The following is a 17539-nucleotide window of genomic DNA, read 5'->3' as shown; positions in this document are numbered from 1 at the left end:
AGGGCGATATCAGCTGGCTGACGATGTTCACGCCAAGTGATCCAACCATTAACCATTCACCACTCAGCAGTGGTTTGGGAACAGCGCTTACTTCTATAGAAGAACATATAGGTGAATGATGAGTTGAGGCAGTTGAGGCAGTTGAGGCAGTTGAGGCAGTTGAGGCAGTTGAGGCAGTTGAGGCAGTTGAGGCAGTTGAGGCAGTTGAGGCAGTTGAGGCAGTTGAGGCAGTTGAGGCAGTTGAGGCAGTTGAGGCAGTTGAGGCAGTTGAGGCAGTTGAGGCAGTTGAGGCAGTTGAGGCAGTTGAGGCAGTTGAGGCAGTTGAGGCAGTTGAGGCAGTTGAGGCAGTTGAGGCAGTTGAGGCAGTTGAGGCAGTTGAGGCAGTTGAGGCAGTTGAGGCAGTTGAGGCAGTTGAGGCAGTTGAGGCAGTTGAGGCAGTTGAGGCAGTATCAGAATGGATTAAAAGAAAAGCCGGGACAAGCCCGGCTTTTTCTTTATCACTCAGCAGCTGCTTCAGCAGCGGCCGGGCGGTCTACCAGCTCAATATAAGCCATAGGGGCGTTGTCGCCAGCACGGAAACCGCATTTCAGAATGCGAGTATAACCGCCGGCGCGCTCCAGGTAGCGCGGGCCCAGTTCATTGAACAGCTTAGCCACGATCGCGTTGTCGCGAGTGCGGGCAAATGCCAGACGACGATTAGCAACGCTATCAGTCTTGGCAAGGGTGATCAGCGGTTCAACTACACGACGCAGCTCTTTTGCCTTAGGCAGAGTCGTCTTGATGATCTCATGACGAACCAGGGAGCTGGCCATGTTGCGGAACATAGCCTGACGATGGCTGCTGTTCCGGTTCAGTTGACGACCACTCAAACGATGGCGCATGACCTTATCCTTCTAACTAAATCTGTGAAACCCGTAATCTGGATTACTCGTCAGCGATGCTGGCGGGCGGCCAGTTCTCAAGGCGCATGCCAAGAGACAGACCACGGGAGGCCAACACGTCCTTGATCTCAGTCAGGGACTTCTTACCGAGGTTAGGAGTCTTAAGCAACTCAACTTCGGTACGCTGTACCAGATCACCAATATAGTGGATAGCTTCTGCCTTCAGACAGTTCGCAGAACGAACTGTCAGCTCCAAATCATCGACAGGACGCAGCAGAATCGGATCAAACTCGGGTTTCTCTTCTTTCTTCTCGGGCACGCTGACATCGCGCAGATCCACGAAGGCTTCCAGTTGCTCAGCCAGAATAGTGGCAGAACGACGGATAGCTTCCTCAGGATCCAGGGTACCATTGGTCTCCATGTCGATGACCAGCTTGTCCAAGTCGGTACGCTGTTCCACACGTGCTGCCTCAACATTGTAGGCAATACGAACGATGGGGCTGAACGCGGAGTCCAGCAGCAGGCGACCGATAGGACGCTCTTCGTCATCGTTGTGAACACGAGCAGAAGCAGGCACATAACCACGACCGCGCTGAACTTTCAAGCGCATGCTGATTTCAGCATTGGCACCAGTCAGGTGGCAGATTACGTGCTCCGGGTTTACGATCTCGACTTCATCACCGTGAGTGATATCACCTGCGGTAACGGGGCCTGTTCCAGACTTGGTCAGGGACAGAGTTACCTCGTCCTTGCCTTCCAGCTTCACAGCGATACCTTTCAGGTTGAGCAGGATTTCAAGAATGTCTTCCTGTACACCTTCTTTGCTGCTGTACTCATGCAGTACCCCGTCAATTTCGACTTCAGTAACTGCACAACCGGGCATAGAAGACAGCAAAATACGACGCAGGGCGTTGCCCAGCGTGTGACCAAAGCCACGCTCGAGTGGCTCAAGAGTCACTTTCGCATGAGTCGGGCTAACTTGCTCGATGTCAACTAGCCGCGGTTTAAGAAAATCTGTTACAGAACCCAGCATTGTGTCCTCTCTTTAGAAGCTAGCTTTACTTGGAGTAAAGCTCGACGATCAGCTGTTCGTTAATGTCGGCAGACAGGTCGGAACGCTCTGGCAGGCGCTTGAAGGCACCTTCCATTTTAGCGGCATCAACCTCTACCCAAGTCGGCTTCTCGCGCTGACCAGCAACCTCAAGGGCAGCTTTGATACGCGCTTGCTTCTTAGCCTTCTCACGAACGCAGATCACGTCCTCAGGGGAAACCTGGAAAGAAGGAATGTTCACAACGCGGCCGTTTACCATGATGGCCTTGTGGCTCACCAGCTGACGAGATTCAGCGCGGGTAGCACCGAAGCCCATGCGGTATACGACGTTGTCCAGACGACCTTCCAGCAGCTGCAACAGGTTTTCACCGGTGTTACCCTTTTGACGGGCAGCGTCGCGGTAGTAGTTGCGGAACTGTTTTTCCAATACGCCGTAGATACGACGAACTTTTTGTTTCTCGCGCAGTTGCACACCGTAATCGGACAGACGGGGCTTGCGAGCGCCGTGCTGACCAGGAGCGGTGTCAATCTTGCACTTAGAATCAATCGCACGAACACCAGACTTCAGGAAGAGGTCTGTGCCCTCACGACGGCTAAGCTTAAGCTTAGGACCGATATATCTTGCCATCTTCTTTCTCCAACAATCCTAGACCAAGTAGCTACAGCGTTACACGCGGCGCTTCTTGGGAGGACGACAACCGTTGTGCGGGATCGGAGTCACATCAGTAATGTTAGTGATGCGGAAACCAGCCGCGTTCAGGGCGCGGATGGAAGACTCACGACCGGGACCCGGACCTTTGACCATGACTTCCAGGTTCTTGACGCCATATTCTTTGGCCATCTCACCAGCGCGCTCGGCAGCTACCTGAGCAGCGAACGGGGTGGACTTACGAGAACCACGGAAACCGGAACCACCAGAAGTAGCCCAAGACAGAGCATTGCCCTGACGGTCAGTAATGGTCACGATTGTGTTGTTGAAAGATGCATGAACGTGCGCAATACCGTCGCTCACTTGCTTTTTAACGCGCTTGCGAGCACGAGTCGGAGTTTTAGCCATTTTCTACCTTCCCGTTACTTCTTGATAGCCTTGCGCGGACCCTTACGGGTACGAGCGTTGGTCTTGGTACGTTGACCACGAACAGGCAGGCTACGACGGTGACGCAAACCACGGTAGCAACCCAGATCCATCAATCGCTTGATGTTCATGGAAATCTGACGACGCAGGTCACCTTCAACGGTGAATTTACCTACTTGTTCACGCAGACTCTCGATCTGAGCTTCGTCCAGGTCTTTAATTTTCACATTCTCAGCGATACCGGCTGCGGCACAAATGGCCTTGGAGCGGGTACGACCGACGCCATAAATCGCAGTCAAAGCAATGACTGCATGCTTATGGTCAGGAATGTTAATGCCAGCGATACGGGCCACTATTCACTCCTACATATAGTAGATTACGACCACCACAAAGCCCGTGAGCGGATACGTGGCGGTCAACCAATACACAACAAAAGTTGGCTGGCTATATTAGCCAGCACAACTATTTGTTGCAAGTACTAACCGTAAAAAATTAGCCTTGGCGCTGTTTATGCTTTGGCTCGCTGCAAATCACACGCACCACACCGTGACGCTTGATGATTTTGCAGTTACGGCAGATTGCCTTAACGGAAGCACGAACTTTCATTGCTTAACTCCGTAACTACGCCGACCTTTAGCGGCCGTAGCCCTTCAGGTTGGCCTTCCTCAGGACGTCACCATATTGATGAGACATCATATGGGTTTGTACCTGAGCCATGAAGTCCATGATAACCACCACAATAATCAGCAGCGAAGTGCCACCGAAGTAGAACTGTACGTTCCAGGCAGTCATCAGGAACTGGGGTACCAGACAGATAAAGGTTATATAGAGCGCACCTGCCAATGTCAGGCGAGTCATAACCTTATCGATATAACGTGCTGTCTGCTCGCCCGGGCGGATCCCCGGGATAAAGGCTCCACTCTTCTTCAGGTTATCTGCTGTCTCGCGGGGGTTGAACACCAGCGCGGTATAGAAGAAACAGAAAAAGATAATGGCTGCTGCATACAGCATCTCGTAAAGCGGCTGACCCGGCTGCAGGACCATAGAGACCTGTTGCAGGATATCAGCGACTTTACCCTCACCCTGACCAAACCAGGAGGTAATGGTACCCGGGAAGAGGATGATACTGGATGCGAAAATCGCAGGAATCACACCAGCCATATTCACTTTCAACGGCAGGTGCGTGCTTTGCGCGGCAAATACCTGGCGGCCTTGTTGACGCTTGGCATAGTTAACGACGATACGACGCTGACCACGCTCCACGAACACCACAAAGTAAGTCACTGCGAAAACAATCAAGCCCAGCAACAACAACAGCAGGATGTGCAATTCCCCTTGACGTGCCTGTTCGGCCGTAGCGCCAATGGCATGCGGCAGACCAGCAACGATACCTGTGAAAATAATCAACGAGATACCATTACCAATCCCACGCTCGGTAATCTGCTCACCCAACCACATCAAGAACATGGTACCGGTGACCAGACTCACAACCGCTGTGAAATAGAAGCCCAAACCCGGATGAGTCACGAGTCCTTGCATCATATTCGGCAGACCGGTTGCAATACCAATGGCCTGGAAAGTTCCCAAAACCAGCGTGCCCCAACGGGTATATTGGCTAATCTTGCGACGGCCGGATTCACCCTCTTTCTTGAGTTCAGCAAGAGCAGGATGAACCACTGTCAGCAGCTGGATAATGATCGACGCCGAAATGTACGGCATGATCCCCAACGCAAGAATAGAAGCACGCGATAGTGCACCACCACTGAACATGTTGAACATCTCAATGATGGTGCCCTTCTGTTGCTGGAACAACTCGGCCAGTACGGCGGCGTCAATACCAGGAATCGGCACATAAGAGCCTGCACGGAAAACGATAATCGCCCCGAGAACGAAGAGCAGACGGCTCTTCAGTTCACTCAGACCACCCTGTGCTTTAACATCCAATCCTGGTTTCTTAGCCATTGTACTGATTATTCCTCGATTTTACCGCCAGCGGCCTCGATGGCTGCACGTGCACCTTTGGTGACGGACAGACCACGAACGGTCACAGCACGGTCAATGTTGCCAGACAGAACAACTTTAGCGAACACGATGTTCTTGGTCAGAACGCCGGCTTGCTTCAGAGTGCTCACGTCGACTACATCACCTTCTACCAGGGCGATTTCGTTCAGGCGCACTTCGGCAGATACCAAAGATTTGCGAGAGAAGAAACCGAACTTCGGCAGACGGATTTTCAAAGGCATCTGGCCGCCTTCGAAACCGTTGCGGACTTTACCGCCACCGGAACGAGAGGTTTGACCTTTAACACCACGACCACCGGTCTTGCCCAGACCAGAACCGATACCACGGCCCGGACGGTGCTTAACGCGCTTGGAACCAGCGGCCGGAGACAGAGTATTCAGACGCATGCTTAGCCCTCCACCTTAACCATGTAATAAACCTGGTTGATCATACCGCGTACGCAAGGAGTATCTTCCAGCTCAACGGTGTGACCAATGCGACGCAGACCCAGACCACGCAGAGTCGCCTTGTGCTTTGGCAGACGGCCGATAGAGCTGCGAGTTTGAGTTACTTTTACAGTGTTAGCCATGTCGCATTACCCCAGAATTTCTTCAACGCGCAGACCACGCTTGGCAGCGATCTGTTCCGGTGACTGACCGTGAACCAGAGCGTCTACAGTTGCGCGAACAACGTTGATTGGGTTGGTGGAACCGTAGGTCTTAGCCAGCACGTTGTGGATACCAGCAACTTCCAGAACGGCACGCATGGCGCCGCCTGCGATGATACCAGTACCTTGAGAGGCCGGCTTCATGAACACGGTGGAACCGGAGTGAACACCTTTCACCGGGTGGTGCAGGGTGCCGTTGTTCAGTTCAACCTTGTTCAGGTTACGCTTGGCCTGTTCCATTGCTTTTTGAATAGCAGCCGGAACTTCACGGGCTTTACCGTAACCGTAACCTACACGGCCGTTACCATCACCCACCACGGTCAACGCGGTGAAGGACATGATACGACCACCTTTAACAGTTTTCGAAACACGGTTTACTGCAATGAGCTTTTCTTGCAGTTCGCCGGCTTGAGATTCGACTTTAGCCATCTTCGACTCCTAGCTTAGAACTGAAGACCAGCGTCACGTGCGGCAGCTGCCAGGGCAGCGATGCGACCGTGATACTTGAAACCGGAACGATCGAAAGATACGTTCTGAACGCCTTTGGCAATAGCACGCTCAGCGATAGCTTTACCTACAGCGGTAGCCGCATCTGCGTTACCGGTGTATTTCAGAGCTTCACTGATGGCTTTCTCTACTGTGGAAGCAGAGGCCAGAACTTCGGAACCGTTGGCTGCAATAACCTGCGCATAGATATGACGCGGGGTACGGTGAACAACCAGACGGGTAGCTCCCAGTTCCTGCATCTTTTTCCGAGCACGAGTAGCACGACGGAGACGAGCTGCTTTCTTGTCCATAGTGTTACCTTACTTCTTCTTAGCTTCTTTAGTACGCACTTGCTCGTTGGCATAGCGTACACCCTTGCCCTTGTAGGGCTCCGGAGCGCGGTAAGCACGGATATCGGCGGCGACTTGGCCAACCAGCTGCTTGTCGACACCACGCAGAACGATTTCTGTGGCAGTCGGGCACTCAGCGGTCACACCAGCCGGCAGCGCATGCTCTACCGGGTGAGAGAAGCCCAGAGCCAGCGCAACAGCATTGCCCTTGATGGAGGCTTTATAACCTACACCAACCAGCTGCAGCTTGCGCTCGAAGCCTTGGGTAACACCGATTACCATGTTGTTGACCAATGCACGGGCAGTACCGGCCTGAGCGTCAGCACCAGCGATGCTGCCGCGCGGGGCGAACTTCAGTACATTGTCTTCTTTGGTCACTTCTACACCGGCGTGAATAGAGCGAACCAGAGAACCTTTACCACCTTTGATGGTCAGTTCCTGGCCGTTCAGAGTCACCTCTACGCCAGCAGGAATAGTGACGGGTGCCTTAGCAACACGAGACATTTCCTACCTCCTATTAAGCGACGTAGCAGATGATCTCACCGCCCATGCTTGCTTTGCGAGCAGCACGGTCAGTCATCACACCTTTAGACGTGGACACGATAGCAACACCGAGACCGCCCATAACTTTCGGCAGATCAGTAGTGCGCTTGTAAATACGCAGGCCTGGACGGCTTACGCGTTGGATCAGTTCTACAACTGGCTTGCCCTGGAAATATTTCAGTTCAATTTCCAGTTCCGGCTTCACGTCACCAGCTACGGAGTAGCCAGCGATGTAACCTTCTTCTTTCAGCACTTTGGCGATAGCCACTTTCAGCTTGGAAGAAGGCATGGAAACCGCAACTTTGCTCGCCGCCTGACCGTTACGGATGCGGGTCAGCATATCCGCGATCGGATCTTGCATGCTCATAAGTCTAACTCCCGAGATTCGTTACCAAGAAGCCTTCTTCAGGCCCGGAATTTCGCCCTTCATGGCATGCTCACGCACCTTGATGCGAGACAGGCCAAACTTGCGCAGGAAACCGTGCGGACGACCAGTAATATTGCAACGGTTACGCTGGCGGGACGGACTGGAATCACGGGGCAGCTGTTGCAGTTGCAGTACAGCATCCCAACGCGCTTCTTCAGAAGCGTTCATGTCAACGATGATAGCTTTCAGCTCGGCACGCTTGGTCGCGTACTTGGCTACCAGCTTGGCACGCTTTGCTTCGCGCGCTTTCATGGATGTTTTAGCCATAACCCTAACCTTACTTGCGGAATGGGAAGTTAAAGGCAGCCAGCAGAGCACGGCCTTCTTCATCGGTATTCGCGGAAGTGGTGATGGTGATATCCAGACCACGGACGCGATCGACTTTGTCATAGTCGATTTCCGGGAAGATGATCTGCTCACGCACGCCCATGGAGTAGTTACCACGACCGTCGAACGCTTTAGCGTTCAGGCCACGGAAGTCACGGATACGCGGTACGGAGATGCAGATCAGCCGTTCCAGGAACTCCCACATACGCTCGCCACGCAGGGTTACTTTACAACCTATCGGGTAGCCTTCACGAATCTTGAAGCCCGCAACAGATTTGCGAGCTTTGGTGATCAGCGGCTTCTGACCGGAAATGGCAGCCATATCGGCAGCAGCATTTTCCAGCAATTTCTTGTCAGAGATCGCTTCACCAACACCCATGTTCAGGGTGATTTTCTCGATCCGAGGGACTTGCATGATAGTCTTGTAACCGAACTGCTTGGACAGTTCATTTACTACATCGGATTTGTAGTAATCATGCAGTTTCGCCATCGTTAAACTCCAATTACTTCACAAGTTCGCCGGTGGATTTGAAGAAACGGACTTTTTTGCCGTCTTCAATCCGGAAACCAACGCGGTCAGCTTTGCCAGTGGCAGAGTTGAACAGCGCTACGTTTGATACATCGATGGGGGCTTCTTTGGTGACGATACCGCCAGCCTGACCCAGTGCGGGTACCGGCTTCTGGTGTTTCTTCACCTGGTTGATGCCTTCCACGATTACCTTACCTTTTGCAATCAGGACTTGAGTGACTTTGCCACGCTTGCCCTTGTCTTTGCCGGTAAGAACAATCACTTCGTCTTCGCGACGGATTTTAGCTGCCATCGTTCGACTCCTTACAGTACTTCGGGTGCCAGGGACACAATCTTCATGAACTTCTCATTACGCAGTTCACGGGTCACCGGGCCAAAAATACGAGTACCGATTGGCTGTTGGTTGTTGTTAAGCAACACAGCCGCATTGTTGTCGAAACGGATGACAGAGCCGTCCGGACGACGAACGCCTTTACGGGTGCGTACGACCACCGCGTTATACACATCACCTTTCTTCACTTTACCGCGAGGAATGGCTTCCTTGATGGAAACCTTGATGATGTCGCCGATGCCGGCGTAACGGCGGTGCGAGCCACCCAGAACCTTAATACACATTACACTGCGAGCGCCGGAGTTGTCGGCAACACCCAGCATACTTTGCATCTGGATCATCTTAGTGCTCCGCTTTGTTTACTTCTTATCCCTAATGGGATCTGGCTGCCTTCAAAAGGCGCGAAACTATAACACAGGATTTTCAGAAAAGGTAGCCTAAAAAACAAACGGCCCCTGAAAGGGGCCGCTTGGACTACAAAGTACCGATTAGGCCTTTTCTACAACGGCAACCAGGGTCCAGGACTTGGTCTTGGACAGCGGGCGGCATTCGCGGATTTCCACGAGGTCGCCAGCTTTGCACTCGTTGTTTTCGTCATGCACGTGCAGCTTGGTAGTGCGCTTGATGATCTTACCGTAGATCGGGTGCTTTACCTTGCGCTCGATAGCAACAGTGATGGACTTGTCCATCTTGTCGCTGATTACACGACCTTGCAGAGTACGGATCTTGTCAGTCATTACGCACCTGCCTTCTCAGTCAGTACAGTCTTGATACGTGCGACGTCACGACGCACTTGTTTCAGAGTGTGAGTCTGAGCCAGCTGGCCGGTGGACGCTTGCATGCGCATGTTGAATTGCTCACGCAGCAGGCCCAGCAGCTCCTGGTTCAGTTCTTCGACGCTCTTTTGACGCAGATCTTGGGCTTTCATCACATCACCGTCTTAATTACGAAAGTGGTCTGAACAGACAGCTTAGCTGCGGCCAGGGCAAACGCTTCACGCGCCAGAGCCTCAGGTACACCGTCCATCTCGTACAGAACCTTGCCAGGCTGGATCGGGCAAACCCAGTATTCCACGTTACCCTTACCTTTACCCATACGAACTTCAAGGGGCTTTTCGGTGATGGGCTTGTCCGGGAACACACGGATCCAGATCTTACCTTGACGCTTAACGTGACGGGTCATGGCACGACGGGCTGCTTCGATTTGACGAGCAGTCAGTTGACCACGGGATGTCGCCTTCAGGCCAAAGGTACCGAAGGATACTTCGTTACCAGAGGTGGCCAGACCGCGGTTACGACCCTTGTGGGTCTTGCGGAATTTAGTACGCTTAGGTTGCAACATTTACCGAATCTCCTTACTTAGCAGCGCGGCGCTTGTTGTCACGCTTGGGCTTTGCAGGAGCTTGCTCTTGAGCAGCGGCAGCGTTAACAGCAGCCAGACCGCCCAGAACTTCGCCCTTGAAGATCCAAACTTTAACGCCGATCACACCGTAAGTGGTGTGGGCTTCAGAAGTTGCGTAGTCGATGTCGGCACGCAGGGTGTGCAACGGCACACGACCTTCACGGTACCATTCGGTACGCGCGATTTCAGCGCCGCCCAGACGACCGGAAACTTCCACTTTGATGCCCTTGGCACCCAGGCGCATTGCGTTCTGTACGGCGCGCTTCATAGCACGACGGAACATTACACGACGCTCCAGCTGGGAAGTGATGCTGTCGGCAACGAGTTTGCCATCCAGCTCCGGCTTGCGGACTTCGGAAATGTTGATCTGAGCAGGCACGCCAGCAATAGTGGCTACAGCTTTGCGCAGCTTCTCAACGTCTTCGCCTTTCTTACCGATGACAACACCCGGACGAGCGGTGTGAATGGTCACACGGATGCTCTTGGCCGGACGCTCAATGGTGATCTTGGACAAGGACGCGTTTTTCAGTTCCTTGGTCAGGAACTGGCGTACTTGAAAATCGCTGTACAGGTTGTCAGCGAAGTCTTTGGTGTTCGCGAACCAGGTAGAATTCCAAGGCTTGGTAATACCCAGGCGAATGCCATTAGGATGTACTTTCTGACCCATTGCTTATCTCCCAGCCTTAGCGTCGGATACCACTACAGTGATGTGAGCGGTACGCTTGAGGATACGATCCGCACGACCTTTGGCACGCGGACGGATGCGCTTCATGGAGGGACCTTCGTCGACCATGATAGTAGCAACACGCAGCGCGTCGATATCGGCGCCTTCGTTGTGCTCAGCGTTTGCAATGGCAGATTCCAGCACTTTCTTAACCAGCACTGCAGCCTTTTTCGGGCTGAAGGTCAGGATATTCAGAGCCTTGTCTACGGACAGACCACGTACTTGATCGGCTACCAGACGAGCTTTCTGGGCAGAAGTACGGGCATAACGGTGTTTAGCGATAGCTTCCATCATTTATCCCTTAGCGCTTCTTAGCCTTCTTATCAGCAGCATGGCCGCGATAAGTACGAGTCGGTGCGAATTCACCCAGTTTGTGACCGATCATTTCTTCGGTAACGAAAACCGGAACGTGCTGACGACCATTATGGACAGCGATGGTCAAACCGATCATGTTCGGGATGATCATTGAACGACGGGACCAGGTTTTAACCGGCTTTTTATCCCCGCTTTCCACCGCTTTCTCTACCTTCTTCAGCAAGTGCAGGTCAATAAATGGACCCTTCTTGAGAGAACGTGGCATGGTGATTCCTCTATGTTAACAATTACTTGTTACGACGACGTACGATGTACTTGTCGGTACGCTTGTTCTTACGGGTCTTGAAGCCTTTAGCCTTCTGGCCCCATGGGGACACAGGCTGCATGCCCTTGTTACGACCCTCACCACCACCGTGCGGGTGGTCAACCGGGTTCATCGCCATACCGCGAACGGTCGGACGAATACCACGCCAGCGGTTTGCACCGGCTTTACCCAGTTGACGCAACATGTGCTCGGAGTTACCGACTTCACCGATGGTAGCGCGGCACTCGGCCAGAACTTTACGTACTTCGCCGGAACGCAGACGCAGAGTTACATAGTTACCTTCACGAGCCAGGATCTGGATGAAAGTACCAGCGGAACGAGCCAGCTGGGCACCTTTACCAGGCTTCATCTCTACAGCGTGAACGGTAGAACCAACCGGGATGTTGCGCATCGGCAGGGCGTTACCTACCTTGATGGCTGCATCAGCACCAGAAGCGATCGCGTCACCAGCTTTCAGGCCTTTCGGAGCCAGGATGTAACGACGCTCACCGTCTGCATACAACACCAGAGCGATGTTAGCGGTACGGTTCGGATCGTATTCCAGGCGCTCTACTTTAGCCGGGATACCGTCTTTGTCGCGCTTGAAGTCGACGATACGGTAGTGCTGCTTGTGACCACCACCGATATGACGGGTAGTGATACGGCCGTTGTTGTTACGACCACCGGACTTGCTTTTGCTGTCCAGCAGAGCGGCGAAGGGCTTGCCCTTGTACAGCTCTTGATTGACGATCTTGACGACGTGGCGGCGGCCCGGAGAAGTAGGCTTGCACTTAACGATTGCCATTTTTGAGAACTCCTCTTACTCGGCTGCGCCCATGAAGTCGATGTCCTGACCAGCTTTCAGGGTCACATAAGCCTTTTTCCAATCGGAACGACGGCCTACGCGTGCACCTGCGCGCTTGGTCTTACCCTTCATGTTCAGGGTACGGACGGTCTCAACTTCGACCTCGAACAGTTTCGCAACTGCAGCTTTGACTTCCGCCTTGGTAGCATCAACAGCAACTTTGAACACGATAGTGTTCTGCTTTTCTGCAACCATGGTGCTCTTTTCAGAGATGTGCGGAGCCTTCAGAACTTTCAGCAGACGCTCTTCACGGATCATGCCAGCATCTCCTCGATTTGCTTAACTGCGTCAGCAGTCATCAGAACCTTGTCGAAAGCGATCAGGCTGACCGGGTCGATACCGGCAACGTCACGCACGTCAACTTTGTACAGGTTGCGAGCAGCCAGGAACAGGTTCTCATCGACTTCAGCAGTCACGATCAGAACGTCAGTCAGTTCCATTTCTTTCAGCTTGGCGATCAGTTCTTTGGTCTTCGGAGCTTCGATGCCGAACTTCTCAACAACGATCAGGCGCTCTTGACGTACCAGCTCGGACAGAATGCTACGGATAGCGCCGCGGTACATCTTCTTGTTTACTTTCTGGCTGTGATCTTGCGGCTTAGCAGCAAAAGTCACACCACCGGAACGCCAGATGGGCGAACGGATGGAGCCAGCACGGGCACGACCAGTACCCTTCTGACGCCACGGCTTTTTGCCGCCACCAGACACTTCAGAGCGAGTCAGCTGCGCACGAGTACCCTGACGGGCACCAGCGGCATATGCAACGACGACCTGGTGAACCAGAGCTTCGTTGAATTCGCGCCCGAAGGTAGTCTCGGAAACTTCAAGAGCGCTCTTGGCGTCTTTCATTACCAATTCCATTACTATCTCCTCAGACGTTACGCTTTGACGGCAGGTTTGACGATCACGTTGCCGTTGGTTGCACCCGGTACTGCACCTTTGATGAGCAGCAGGTTGCGTTCAGCGTCAACACGAACCAGTTCCAGGTTCTGAGTCGTTACACGCTCAGCACCCATGTGACCAGCCATCTTTTTGCCCTTGAATACACGACCCGGAGTCTGGTTCTGACCGATAGAACCCGGAACGCGGTGAGACAAGGAGTTACCGTGGGTCATATCCTGGGTGCGGAAGTTGTGGCGCTTAACAGTACCAGCAAAGCCCTTACCTTTGGATGTGCCGGTAACGTCTACCAGCTTAACGTCAGCGAGAAGATCTACTTTCAGCTCGCTACCAACAGTGAAAGTTTCACCGTTGTTCAGGCGGAATTCCCACAGACCGCGACCGGCTTCTACACCAGCTTTGGCGAAGTGGCCAGCTTCCGGCTTGGTCACACGGCTGGCTTTTTTGGCGCCAGTGGTAACCTGAATAGCGTTGTAGCCGTCGGTTTCTACAGATTTGACCTGAGTTACACGGTTAGCTTCAACTTCGATAACAGTCACCGGGATAGAAACGCCATCTTCAGTGAAGATGCGAGTCATACCCACTTTGCGACCTACAAGACCGATTGTCATTGTTATCAACCTCTTTCCGTAATTAACCCAGGCTGATCTGGACGTCTACACCAGCTGCCAGATCCAGACGCATCAGGGCGTCTACGGTCTTGTCAGTCGGCTCAACGATGTCTACCAGACGCTTGTGAGTGCGGATCTCGTACTGATCACGCGCATCTTTGTTGACGTGCGGGGAGATCAGGACGGTGAAGCGCTCTTTGCGAGTCGGCAGCGGAATAGGACCGCGAACCTGCGCGCCAGTGCGCTTAGCAGTTTCAACGATTTCCGCAGTGGATTGATCAATCAGGCGATGATCAAAAGCCTTCAGGCGGATACGGATTCTTTGGTTCTGCATTGACAGAGCTCCAATAGATAAAAGAACATAAATCAACACCGCCCGACCGAGATTTCTCCCGCCAGAGGTGTGATTTTTCACGTTTCCCCCCATATCGGGAGGACTGTATGGCTGGCTCCTGTAAACAGGAAACTCAGCAGCAGACATATCGTCTGGCTTACCTCATGGGTAAGCGGAGGGGATTATACGGATTTTTCAAATTTGCGCAAGGGCGAGCGAACAGATTATGCGCAGTTTTATGTGACAGATGGATCTCGCCTGCGGCAACGCACTCTGCTGCCAACACCCAAGTAACGACAATGTTACAAGCAGACTGGTAGACTGTGTGCTTGCCTCTGTCAGTGGAACAACATCCCATGCTCAAAGATCAAAAGAAAGCCTATCAGTATGGCCTTTGCGCCGTTGCCCTCTGGTCGACGGTCGCCACAGCCTTCAAAATCTCCCTCGCCTATTTCGAACCTGTGCAACTGTTGCTTGTGGCCGCCTTCACCTCGACTCTCACGCTGACAGCCGTCGTCGCCAAACAGGGCAAATTGCCGCTGCTGGGGAGCTACATCAAGGCCCGCCCTTTCTACTACCTGACTCTGGGCGTGCTGAATCCCTTTCTCTATTACCTGTTGCTGTTCAAAGCCTATGATCTGCTGCCTGCCCAGCAGGCACAGACCCTCAACTACACCTGGGCCATTACCCTCAGTCTGCTGGCCGTCCCCTTCCTCGGCCAGAAGCTGCGTCGGCGTGATGGCGTCGCTATCGTGCTGGGGTATTTTGGCGCGCTGGTGATCGCCACCAGAGGGGATGTATTCGGCCTCCAGTTCGACAGCCCCCTCGGCGTGACGCTGGCGCTGGTCTCGACCCTCATCTGGGCCAGCTACTGGATCCTCAACACCCGCAATCAGGGCGATCCCATTGTCAGCCTGTTGCTCGGCTTTATGATCAGCCTGCCTTTTATCGTCGTGGCGACCTGGTTGCTCTCCGATTTTGCCATGACCGCCTGGCAGGGATGGGCTGGTGCCATCTATGTGGGACTGTTCGAAATGGGCTTCGGTTTCGTGCTCTGGCTGATGGCGCTGCGCCATGCCACCAACACGGCCCCCATCAGCAACCTCATCTTTATCTCGCCGTTTGCCTCACTGGTGCTGCTCAACCTGTTGATCGGCGAAACCATCCATCCGGCCACCCCCATCGGGTTGGCGCTCATCGTTGCCGCCCTGCTGATCCAGCAGCTCAAGTACGGTAAACGCTATCGTGCATCAGTCGAAACCAAGAGCTGACCATGCAGAAGGGCGTATCCACGGATACGCCCTTCTCTCAATCCATCCACTCCTGTGGCTGATGTTTCGGCAGCCGTATCTCGACCAGCAGGCCGCCGAGATCCGAGCTTCCCAGCCGGATAGTGCCGTGGTGCTGGGCGACTATCTTGGCCACGATGGCCAACCCCAAGCCACTGCCGCCAACAGTTCGCGCCACATTCCCCTGAGTAAACGGCTTGAGCACCCGGGAGTAGTCCTGCTCCGGAATACCGGGGCCATCATCGGATAGGCGCAGGCGCACCCAGTGCCCGTCGTCCTTCAACTCGGCATACAAGCGGCTCGCCCCATAACGCTGCGAGTTGCTTGATAGGTTGTTCAACACCCGCCGGATACTAACCGGATTGCAGGCCACCCGCACCGCCTCTTGCGGCAGCGCCAGATCAACCTCCAGCCCCTGCTCCGAGTAGATCAGCAAGGTATCGTGCACCAGCTGGGTCAGGTCGATCGGCTCCAAATCCTGCCCCTCGTCCGGGCGGATGTAGTCGATGAACTGATCGATGATGGCATTGGACTCATCGATATCGGCATTGATGCTCTCCTTGAGGTACTCGTCACCGGAGGACATCATCTCGGTCGCCAGCCGGATGCGGGTCAGCGGGGTACGCAGATCGTGGGAAACCCCCGCCATCATCAGGTTACGCTCTTCGATCAGGCTCTTGATGGAGTGCGACATATGGTTGAAGGTGCGGGTCAGTCGCCTTACTTCCCGTGAACCCAGCTCCCCCAGCGCCTCGGGGAAATGGCCTCTGGCCACCGCAACAGCGCCAGCTTCGAGATCCTCGAGCGGGCGCACCAGCTGCCGGGCAAAGCGCCAGGCCGCAAACAGAGTGATCACCAGCAGCACGCTCAGATAGATGATGAGGGGTTCGATATCGTCATCTTCAATCTCGGTCAGCGGGATCCGCACCCAGATTTTGCTGGCCTGCGGCGGCTGGATCCAGATGATGTAGTGATCCTGGATCTCGACCCGCACCTTGGCCGGGCCACCCAGCTCGCGACTGATGTTTTCCTCCAGATAGGGGTATGGCTTGGCATCGTTGAAGCCATGTTGCACCGCCTCGCTCTGGGTATAGATGTCGGTACCGGTTGTCACATAGACCAGCGCCTCGGCATCTTCGCTCAGCGCCAGTTGTTCAGTGTTGACCGGAAAGATCAGCTTGACCTGATTGGCCAGCAAGTGACTGATCTGCTTGACGGTTGGCGCCAGCAGATAGTTGTAGAAGGTGACGTAGGAGACCGCTTGATAGACCACCAGGACGGCGGCCAGAAACCAGAGCATGCGGGAAAACATGCTGCCGACCTTTTTCATGCACCGTCACCATCTGGCACGAACACATACCCCAGACCCCACACGGTCTGCAGGTAGCGGGGCTGGGCCGGATCCTGTTCCAGCAGGCGGCGCAGGCGAGAGACCTGCACGTCGATGCTGCGCTCGGTGGCGGTGTATTCACGACCACGGGCCAGATTCATCAGCTTGTCGCGGGAGAGCGGCTCGCGCGGATGGCTGACCAGCACCTTGAGCACCGCAAATTCACCGCTGGTGAGCGCCATCGGCTCGCCATCCCGACTCAGCTCGCGGGTCGCGAGATTGAGTTGAAAAGCTCCGAAGTTGACCACCTTTTCTGCAGCAGAGGGAGCCCCCGGCAGCTCGACGGTATGGCGGCGCAGCACGGCACGGATCCGCGCCAGCAGTTCGCGGGGGTTAAACGGCTTGGGCAGATAGTCATCAGCCCCCATCTCGAGCCCGACGATGCGATCCACTTCATCCCCCTTGGCGGTGAGCATCAGCACCGGGATCTGGTTGCCCGCTTCCCGCAGACGACGGCAGATGGAGAGCCCATCCTCCCCCGGCAACATCAGGTCGAGCACCATCAGGCTGAAATTTTCACGAGTCAGCAAGCGATCGGCCTGCTCGCCATTGGCCACGCCGCGCACTACGAATCCCTGCTCGGTGAGATAGCGCTCCAACAGGGAACGTAATTTCAGGTCATCGTCCACGACCAGGACCTTGTATTGCTGCTGACTCATTGCTTTGCCTCTTCATTCTTTAGCTGCCCACCATACTAGGGGGGGATATCGCGGGAGAAAAGCATAAATATGTTACCGGT

At 54.2% G+C, this 17539-nt stretch carries 31 protein-coding genes and 1 pseudogene; 2 read left to right on the top strand and 30 right to left on the bottom strand.

What is annotated here, in order from left to right; translation table 11 throughout:
- Positions 1 to 212: 212 nt before the first annotated feature.
- Positions 213 to 374: pseudogene (locus tag I6L44_RS20630) on the top strand (hypothetical protein); the annotation flags it as partial.
- Between the two features lie 123 nt (positions 375 to 497).
- Here the strand turns inward: I6L44_RS20630 and rplQ are convergent.
- The 28 genes from rplQ to rpsJ form a co-directional block, all read right to left on the bottom strand.
- Positions 498 to 881, bottom strand: coding sequence for a 50S ribosomal protein L17 (gene rplQ / locus I6L44_RS17890; RefSeq protein ID WP_005307999.1), 384 nt, complete (start codon positions 879 to 881; stop codon positions 498 to 500).
- Positions 882 to 924: 43 nt separating this feature from the next.
- Positions 925 to 1914, bottom strand: coding sequence for a DNA-directed RNA polymerase subunit alpha (rpoA, locus tag I6L44_RS17885; RefSeq protein ID WP_005307997.1), 990 nt, complete (start codon positions 1912 to 1914; stop codon positions 925 to 927).
- 25 nt (positions 1915 to 1939) lie between these two features.
- Complete coding sequence (rpsD, locus tag I6L44_RS17880; RefSeq protein WP_005342696.1) at positions 1940 to 2560, bottom strand: 30S ribosomal protein S4; 621 nt, start codon at positions 2558 to 2560, stop codon at positions 1940 to 1942.
- Positions 2561 to 2599: 39 nt separating this feature from the next.
- The gene (gene rpsK / locus I6L44_RS17875) at positions 2600 to 2989 is read right to left on the bottom strand and encodes a 30S ribosomal protein S11 (RefSeq protein WP_005307993.1); all 390 of its coding nucleotides are present in this window, start codon (positions 2987 to 2989) and stop codon (positions 2600 to 2602) included.
- A gap of 14 nt (positions 2990 to 3003) precedes the next feature.
- Positions 3004 to 3360 carry a 30S ribosomal protein S13 gene (gene rpsM, locus I6L44_RS17870; protein ID WP_005307991.1) on the bottom strand — a complete coding sequence of 119 codons (357 nt, stop codon included), beginning with the start codon at positions 3358 to 3360 and terminating at the stop codon, positions 3004 to 3006.
- A gap of 139 nt (positions 3361 to 3499) precedes the next feature.
- Positions 3500 to 3613 carry a 50S ribosomal protein L36 gene (gene rpmJ, locus I6L44_RS17865; protein ID WP_005319705.1) on the bottom strand — a complete coding sequence of 38 codons (114 nt, stop codon included), beginning with the start codon at positions 3611 to 3613 and terminating at the stop codon, positions 3500 to 3502.
- 27 nt (positions 3614 to 3640) lie between these two features.
- Positions 3641 to 4969 carry a preprotein translocase subunit SecY gene (secY, locus tag I6L44_RS17860; protein ID WP_005307989.1) on the bottom strand — a complete coding sequence of 443 codons (1329 nt, stop codon included), beginning with the start codon at positions 4967 to 4969 and terminating at the stop codon, positions 3641 to 3643.
- Positions 4970 to 4977: 8 nt separating this feature from the next.
- Complete coding sequence (gene rplO, locus I6L44_RS17855) at positions 4978 to 5415, bottom strand: 50S ribosomal protein L15 (RefSeq protein ID WP_005342691.1); 438 nt, start codon at positions 5413 to 5415, stop codon at positions 4978 to 4980.
- A gap of 2 nt (positions 5416 to 5417) precedes the next feature.
- Entirely contained in the window at positions 5418 to 5597 is a 180-nt protein-coding gene (gene rpmD / locus I6L44_RS17850; protein ID WP_005307985.1) for a 50S ribosomal protein L30, read from the bottom strand.
- A 6-nt stretch (positions 5598 to 5603) separates the two neighbouring features.
- Complete coding sequence (rpsE, locus tag I6L44_RS17845; protein WP_005342686.1) at positions 5604 to 6104, bottom strand: 30S ribosomal protein S5; 501 nt, start codon at positions 6102 to 6104, stop codon at positions 5604 to 5606.
- Positions 6105 to 6118: 14 nt separating this feature from the next.
- Entirely contained in the window at positions 6119 to 6472 is a 354-nt protein-coding gene (rplR, locus tag I6L44_RS17840; protein ID WP_005340606.1) for a 50S ribosomal protein L18, read from the bottom strand.
- A gap of 9 nt (positions 6473 to 6481) precedes the next feature.
- Positions 6482 to 7015, bottom strand: a complete 534-nt coding sequence (gene rplF / locus I6L44_RS17835) for a 50S ribosomal protein L6 (RefSeq protein ID WP_005340607.1) — start codon at positions 7013 to 7015, stop codon at positions 6482 to 6484.
- Between the two features lie 13 nt (positions 7016 to 7028).
- A complete protein-coding gene (rpsH, locus tag I6L44_RS17830) occupies positions 7029 to 7421 on the bottom strand; it encodes a 30S ribosomal protein S8 (protein WP_005307980.1) in 393 nt (130 codons plus the stop codon).
- Positions 7422 to 7442: 21 nt separating this feature from the next.
- A complete protein-coding gene (gene rpsN / locus I6L44_RS17825; RefSeq protein WP_005340609.1) occupies positions 7443 to 7748 on the bottom strand; it encodes a 30S ribosomal protein S14 in 306 nt (101 codons plus the stop codon).
- A 10-nt stretch (positions 7749 to 7758) separates the two neighbouring features.
- Positions 7759 to 8298, bottom strand: coding sequence for a 50S ribosomal protein L5 (rplE, locus tag I6L44_RS17820; protein ID WP_005331162.1), 540 nt, complete (start codon positions 8296 to 8298; stop codon positions 7759 to 7761).
- A 13-nt stretch (positions 8299 to 8311) separates the two neighbouring features.
- Positions 8312 to 8629, bottom strand: a complete 318-nt coding sequence (gene rplX, locus I6L44_RS17815; protein WP_005307977.1) for a 50S ribosomal protein L24 — start codon at positions 8627 to 8629, stop codon at positions 8312 to 8314.
- Positions 8630 to 8640: 11 nt separating this feature from the next.
- Positions 8641 to 9009, bottom strand: coding sequence for a 50S ribosomal protein L14 (gene rplN, locus I6L44_RS17810; protein WP_005307975.1), 369 nt, complete (start codon positions 9007 to 9009; stop codon positions 8641 to 8643).
- Positions 9010 to 9156: 147 nt separating this feature from the next.
- Complete coding sequence (gene rpsQ / locus I6L44_RS17805; RefSeq protein ID WP_005307966.1) at positions 9157 to 9405, bottom strand: 30S ribosomal protein S17; 249 nt, start codon at positions 9403 to 9405, stop codon at positions 9157 to 9159.
- The gene (rpmC, locus tag I6L44_RS17800) at positions 9405 to 9596 is read right to left on the bottom strand and encodes a 50S ribosomal protein L29 (RefSeq protein ID WP_005307965.1); all 192 of its coding nucleotides are present in this window, start codon (positions 9594 to 9596) and stop codon (positions 9405 to 9407) included. The genes rpsQ and rpmC overlap by 1 nt, the downstream gene beginning before the upstream one ends.
- Positions 9596 to 10009, bottom strand: a complete 414-nt coding sequence (rplP, locus tag I6L44_RS17795; RefSeq protein WP_005340612.1) for a 50S ribosomal protein L16 — start codon at positions 10007 to 10009, stop codon at positions 9596 to 9598. Before rplP ends, rpmC begins: the two co-directional genes overlap by 1 nt.
- A gap of 13 nt (positions 10010 to 10022) precedes the next feature.
- Entirely contained in the window at positions 10023 to 10736 is a 714-nt protein-coding gene (gene rpsC, locus I6L44_RS17790; protein ID WP_005307962.1) for a 30S ribosomal protein S3, read from the bottom strand.
- A 3-nt stretch (positions 10737 to 10739) separates the two neighbouring features.
- Positions 10740 to 11084, bottom strand: coding sequence for a 50S ribosomal protein L22 (rplV, locus tag I6L44_RS17785; protein WP_005319741.1), 345 nt, complete (start codon positions 11082 to 11084; stop codon positions 10740 to 10742).
- Positions 11085 to 11094: 10 nt separating this feature from the next.
- Positions 11095 to 11373 carry a 30S ribosomal protein S19 gene (gene rpsS, locus I6L44_RS17780; protein ID WP_005307960.1) on the bottom strand — a complete coding sequence of 93 codons (279 nt, stop codon included), beginning with the start codon at positions 11371 to 11373 and terminating at the stop codon, positions 11095 to 11097.
- Positions 11374 to 11395: 22 nt separating this feature from the next.
- Positions 11396 to 12217 carry a 50S ribosomal protein L2 gene (gene rplB, locus I6L44_RS17775; RefSeq protein ID WP_005340614.1) on the bottom strand — a complete coding sequence of 274 codons (822 nt, stop codon included), beginning with the start codon at positions 12215 to 12217 and terminating at the stop codon, positions 11396 to 11398.
- Positions 12218 to 12232: 15 nt separating this feature from the next.
- Positions 12233 to 12532, bottom strand: coding sequence for a 50S ribosomal protein L23 (gene rplW / locus I6L44_RS17770; RefSeq protein ID WP_342690021.1), 300 nt, complete (start codon positions 12530 to 12532; stop codon positions 12233 to 12235).
- A complete protein-coding gene (gene rplD / locus I6L44_RS17765) occupies positions 12532 to 13137 on the bottom strand; it encodes a 50S ribosomal protein L4 (RefSeq protein WP_005340616.1) in 606 nt (201 codons plus the stop codon). Before rplD ends, rplW begins: the two co-directional genes overlap by 1 nt.
- Positions 13138 to 13154: 17 nt before the next feature.
- Positions 13155 to 13787, bottom strand: coding sequence for a 50S ribosomal protein L3 (rplC, locus tag I6L44_RS17760; protein WP_005340620.1), 633 nt, complete (start codon positions 13785 to 13787; stop codon positions 13155 to 13157).
- A gap of 22 nt (positions 13788 to 13809) precedes the next feature.
- Complete coding sequence (rpsJ, locus tag I6L44_RS17755; RefSeq protein WP_005307944.1) at positions 13810 to 14121, bottom strand: 30S ribosomal protein S10; 312 nt, start codon at positions 14119 to 14121, stop codon at positions 13810 to 13812.
- A 356-nt stretch (positions 14122 to 14477) separates the two neighbouring features.
- On the opposite strand from rpsJ, the gene I6L44_RS17750 reads away from it, so the two are divergent.
- Positions 14478 to 15392, top strand: a complete 915-nt coding sequence (locus I6L44_RS17750; protein ID WP_139433447.1) for a DMT family transporter — start codon at positions 14478 to 14480, stop codon at positions 15390 to 15392.
- A 37-nt stretch (positions 15393 to 15429) separates the two neighbouring features.
- Here the strand turns inward: I6L44_RS17750 and envZ are convergent, their stop codons facing one another.
- Together envZ and ompR are read right to left on the bottom strand one after the other, a co-directional pair.
- Positions 15430 to 16740: a two-component system sensor histidine kinase EnvZ gene (envZ, locus tag I6L44_RS17745; protein ID WP_201906141.1), complete on the bottom strand. Its 1311-nt coding sequence runs from the start codon at positions 16738 to 16740 to the stop codon at positions 15430 to 15432.
- Positions 16737 to 17459, bottom strand: a complete 723-nt coding sequence (gene ompR, locus I6L44_RS17740) for a two-component system response regulator OmpR (RefSeq protein ID WP_005340625.1) — start codon at positions 17457 to 17459, stop codon at positions 16737 to 16739. The genes envZ and ompR overlap by 4 nt, the downstream gene beginning before the upstream one ends.
- Positions 17460 to 17539: the final 80 nt, after the last annotated feature.

The sequence above is a fragment of the Aeromonas sp. FDAARGOS 1414 genome (genome assembly GCF_019047065.1).
GTDB lineage: Bacteria > Pseudomonadota > Gammaproteobacteria > Enterobacterales > Aeromonadaceae > Aeromonas > Aeromonas veronii_A.
Note: the sequence above shows the minus strand (reverse complement) of the source record. Positions and strands in the feature narration are given on the sequence as shown.

What these genes read in the sequence shown, in the direction of transcription:
- I6L44_RS17750 (WP_139433447.1), top strand. Translation starts at nt 14,478, where the DNA reads ATGCTCAAAGATCAAAAGAAAGCCTATCAGTATGGCCTTTGCGCCGTT.
- rplV (WP_005319741.1), bottom strand. Translation starts at nt 11,084, where the DNA reads ATGGAAGCTATCGCTAAACACCGTTATGCCCGTACTTCTGCCCAGAAA.
- rplQ (WP_005307999.1), bottom strand. Translation starts at nt 881, where the DNA reads ATGCGCCATCGTTTGAGTGGTCGTCAACTGAACCGGAACAGCAGCCAT.
- rpsQ (WP_005307966.1), bottom strand. Translation starts at nt 9,405, where the DNA reads ATGACTGACAAGATCCGTACTCTGCAAGGTCGTGTAATCAGCGACAAG.
- secY (WP_005307989.1), bottom strand. Translation starts at nt 4,969, where the DNA reads ATGGCTAAGAAACCAGGATTGGATGTTAAAGCACAGGGTGGTCTGAGT.
- rplR (WP_005340606.1), bottom strand. Translation starts at nt 6,472, where the DNA reads ATGGACAAGAAAGCAGCTCGTCTCCGTCGTGCTACTCGTGCTCGGAAA.
- rplP (WP_005340612.1), bottom strand. Translation starts at nt 10,009, where the DNA reads ATGTTGCAACCTAAGCGTACTAAATTCCGCAAGACCCACAAGGGTCGT.
- rpsK (WP_005307993.1), bottom strand. Translation starts at nt 2,989, where the DNA reads ATGGCTAAAACTCCGACTCGTGCTCGCAAGCGCGTTAAAAAGCAAGTG.
- rplF (WP_005340607.1), bottom strand. Translation starts at nt 7,015, where the DNA reads ATGTCTCGTGTTGCTAAGGCACCCGTCACTATTCCTGCTGGCGTAGAG.
- rpmJ (WP_005319705.1), bottom strand. Translation starts at nt 3,613, where the DNA reads ATGAAAGTTCGTGCTTCCGTTAAGGCAATCTGCCGTAACTGCAAAATC.
- envZ (WP_201906141.1), bottom strand. Translation starts at nt 16,740, where the DNA reads ATGAAAAAGGTCGGCAGCATGTTTTCCCGCATGCTCTGGTTTCTGGCC.
- rplB (WP_005340614.1), bottom strand. Translation starts at nt 12,217, where the DNA reads ATGGCAATCGTTAAGTGCAAGCCTACTTCTCCGGGCCGCCGCCACGTC.
- rpsN (WP_005340609.1), bottom strand. Translation starts at nt 7,748, where the DNA reads ATGGCTAAAACATCCATGAAAGCGCGCGAAGCAAAGCGTGCCAAGCTG.
- rpsJ (WP_005307944.1), bottom strand. Translation starts at nt 14,121, where the DNA reads ATGCAGAACCAAAGAATCCGTATCCGCCTGAAGGCTTTTGATCATCGC.
- ompR (WP_005340625.1), bottom strand. Translation starts at nt 17,459, where the DNA reads ATGAGTCAGCAGCAATACAAGGTCCTGGTCGTGGACGATGACCTGAAA.
- rplD (WP_005340616.1), bottom strand. Translation starts at nt 13,137, where the DNA reads ATGGAATTGGTAATGAAAGACGCCAAGAGCGCTCTTGAAGTTTCCGAG.
- rpsS (WP_005307960.1), bottom strand. Translation starts at nt 11,373, where the DNA reads ATGCCACGTTCTCTCAAGAAGGGTCCATTTATTGACCTGCACTTGCTG.
- rplE (WP_005331162.1), bottom strand. Translation starts at nt 8,298, where the DNA reads ATGGCGAAACTGCATGATTACTACAAATCCGATGTAGTAAATGAACTG.
- rpmC (WP_005307965.1), bottom strand. Translation starts at nt 9,596, where the DNA reads ATGAAAGCCCAAGATCTGCGTCAAAAGAGCGTCGAAGAACTGAACCAG.
- rpsH (WP_005307980.1), bottom strand. Translation starts at nt 7,421, where the DNA reads ATGAGCATGCAAGATCCGATCGCGGATATGCTGACCCGCATCCGTAAC.
- rplC (WP_005340620.1), bottom strand. Translation starts at nt 13,787, where the DNA reads ATGACAATCGGTCTTGTAGGTCGCAAAGTGGGTATGACTCGCATCTTC.
- rplO (WP_005342691.1), bottom strand. Translation starts at nt 5,415, where the DNA reads ATGCGTCTGAATACTCTGTCTCCGGCCGCTGGTTCCAAGCGCGTTAAG.
- rpoA (WP_005307997.1), bottom strand. Translation starts at nt 1,914, where the DNA reads ATGCTGGGTTCTGTAACAGATTTTCTTAAACCGCGGCTAGTTGACATC.
- rplN (WP_005307975.1), bottom strand. Translation starts at nt 9,009, where the DNA reads ATGATCCAGATGCAAAGTATGCTGGGTGTTGCCGACAACTCCGGCGCT.
- rpsE (WP_005342686.1), bottom strand. Translation starts at nt 6,104, where the DNA reads ATGGCTAAAGTCGAATCTCAAGCCGGCGAACTGCAAGAAAAGCTCATT.
- rpsC (WP_005307962.1), bottom strand. Translation starts at nt 10,736, where the DNA reads ATGGGTCAGAAAGTACATCCTAATGGCATTCGCCTGGGTATTACCAAG.
- rpmD (WP_005307985.1), bottom strand. Translation starts at nt 5,597, where the DNA reads ATGGCTAACACTGTAAAAGTAACTCAAACTCGCAGCTCTATCGGCCGT.
- rpsD (WP_005342696.1), bottom strand. Translation starts at nt 2,560, where the DNA reads ATGGCAAGATATATCGGTCCTAAGCTTAAGCTTAGCCGTCGTGAGGGC.
- rplX (WP_005307977.1), bottom strand. Translation starts at nt 8,629, where the DNA reads ATGGCAGCTAAAATCCGTCGCGAAGACGAAGTGATTGTTCTTACCGGC.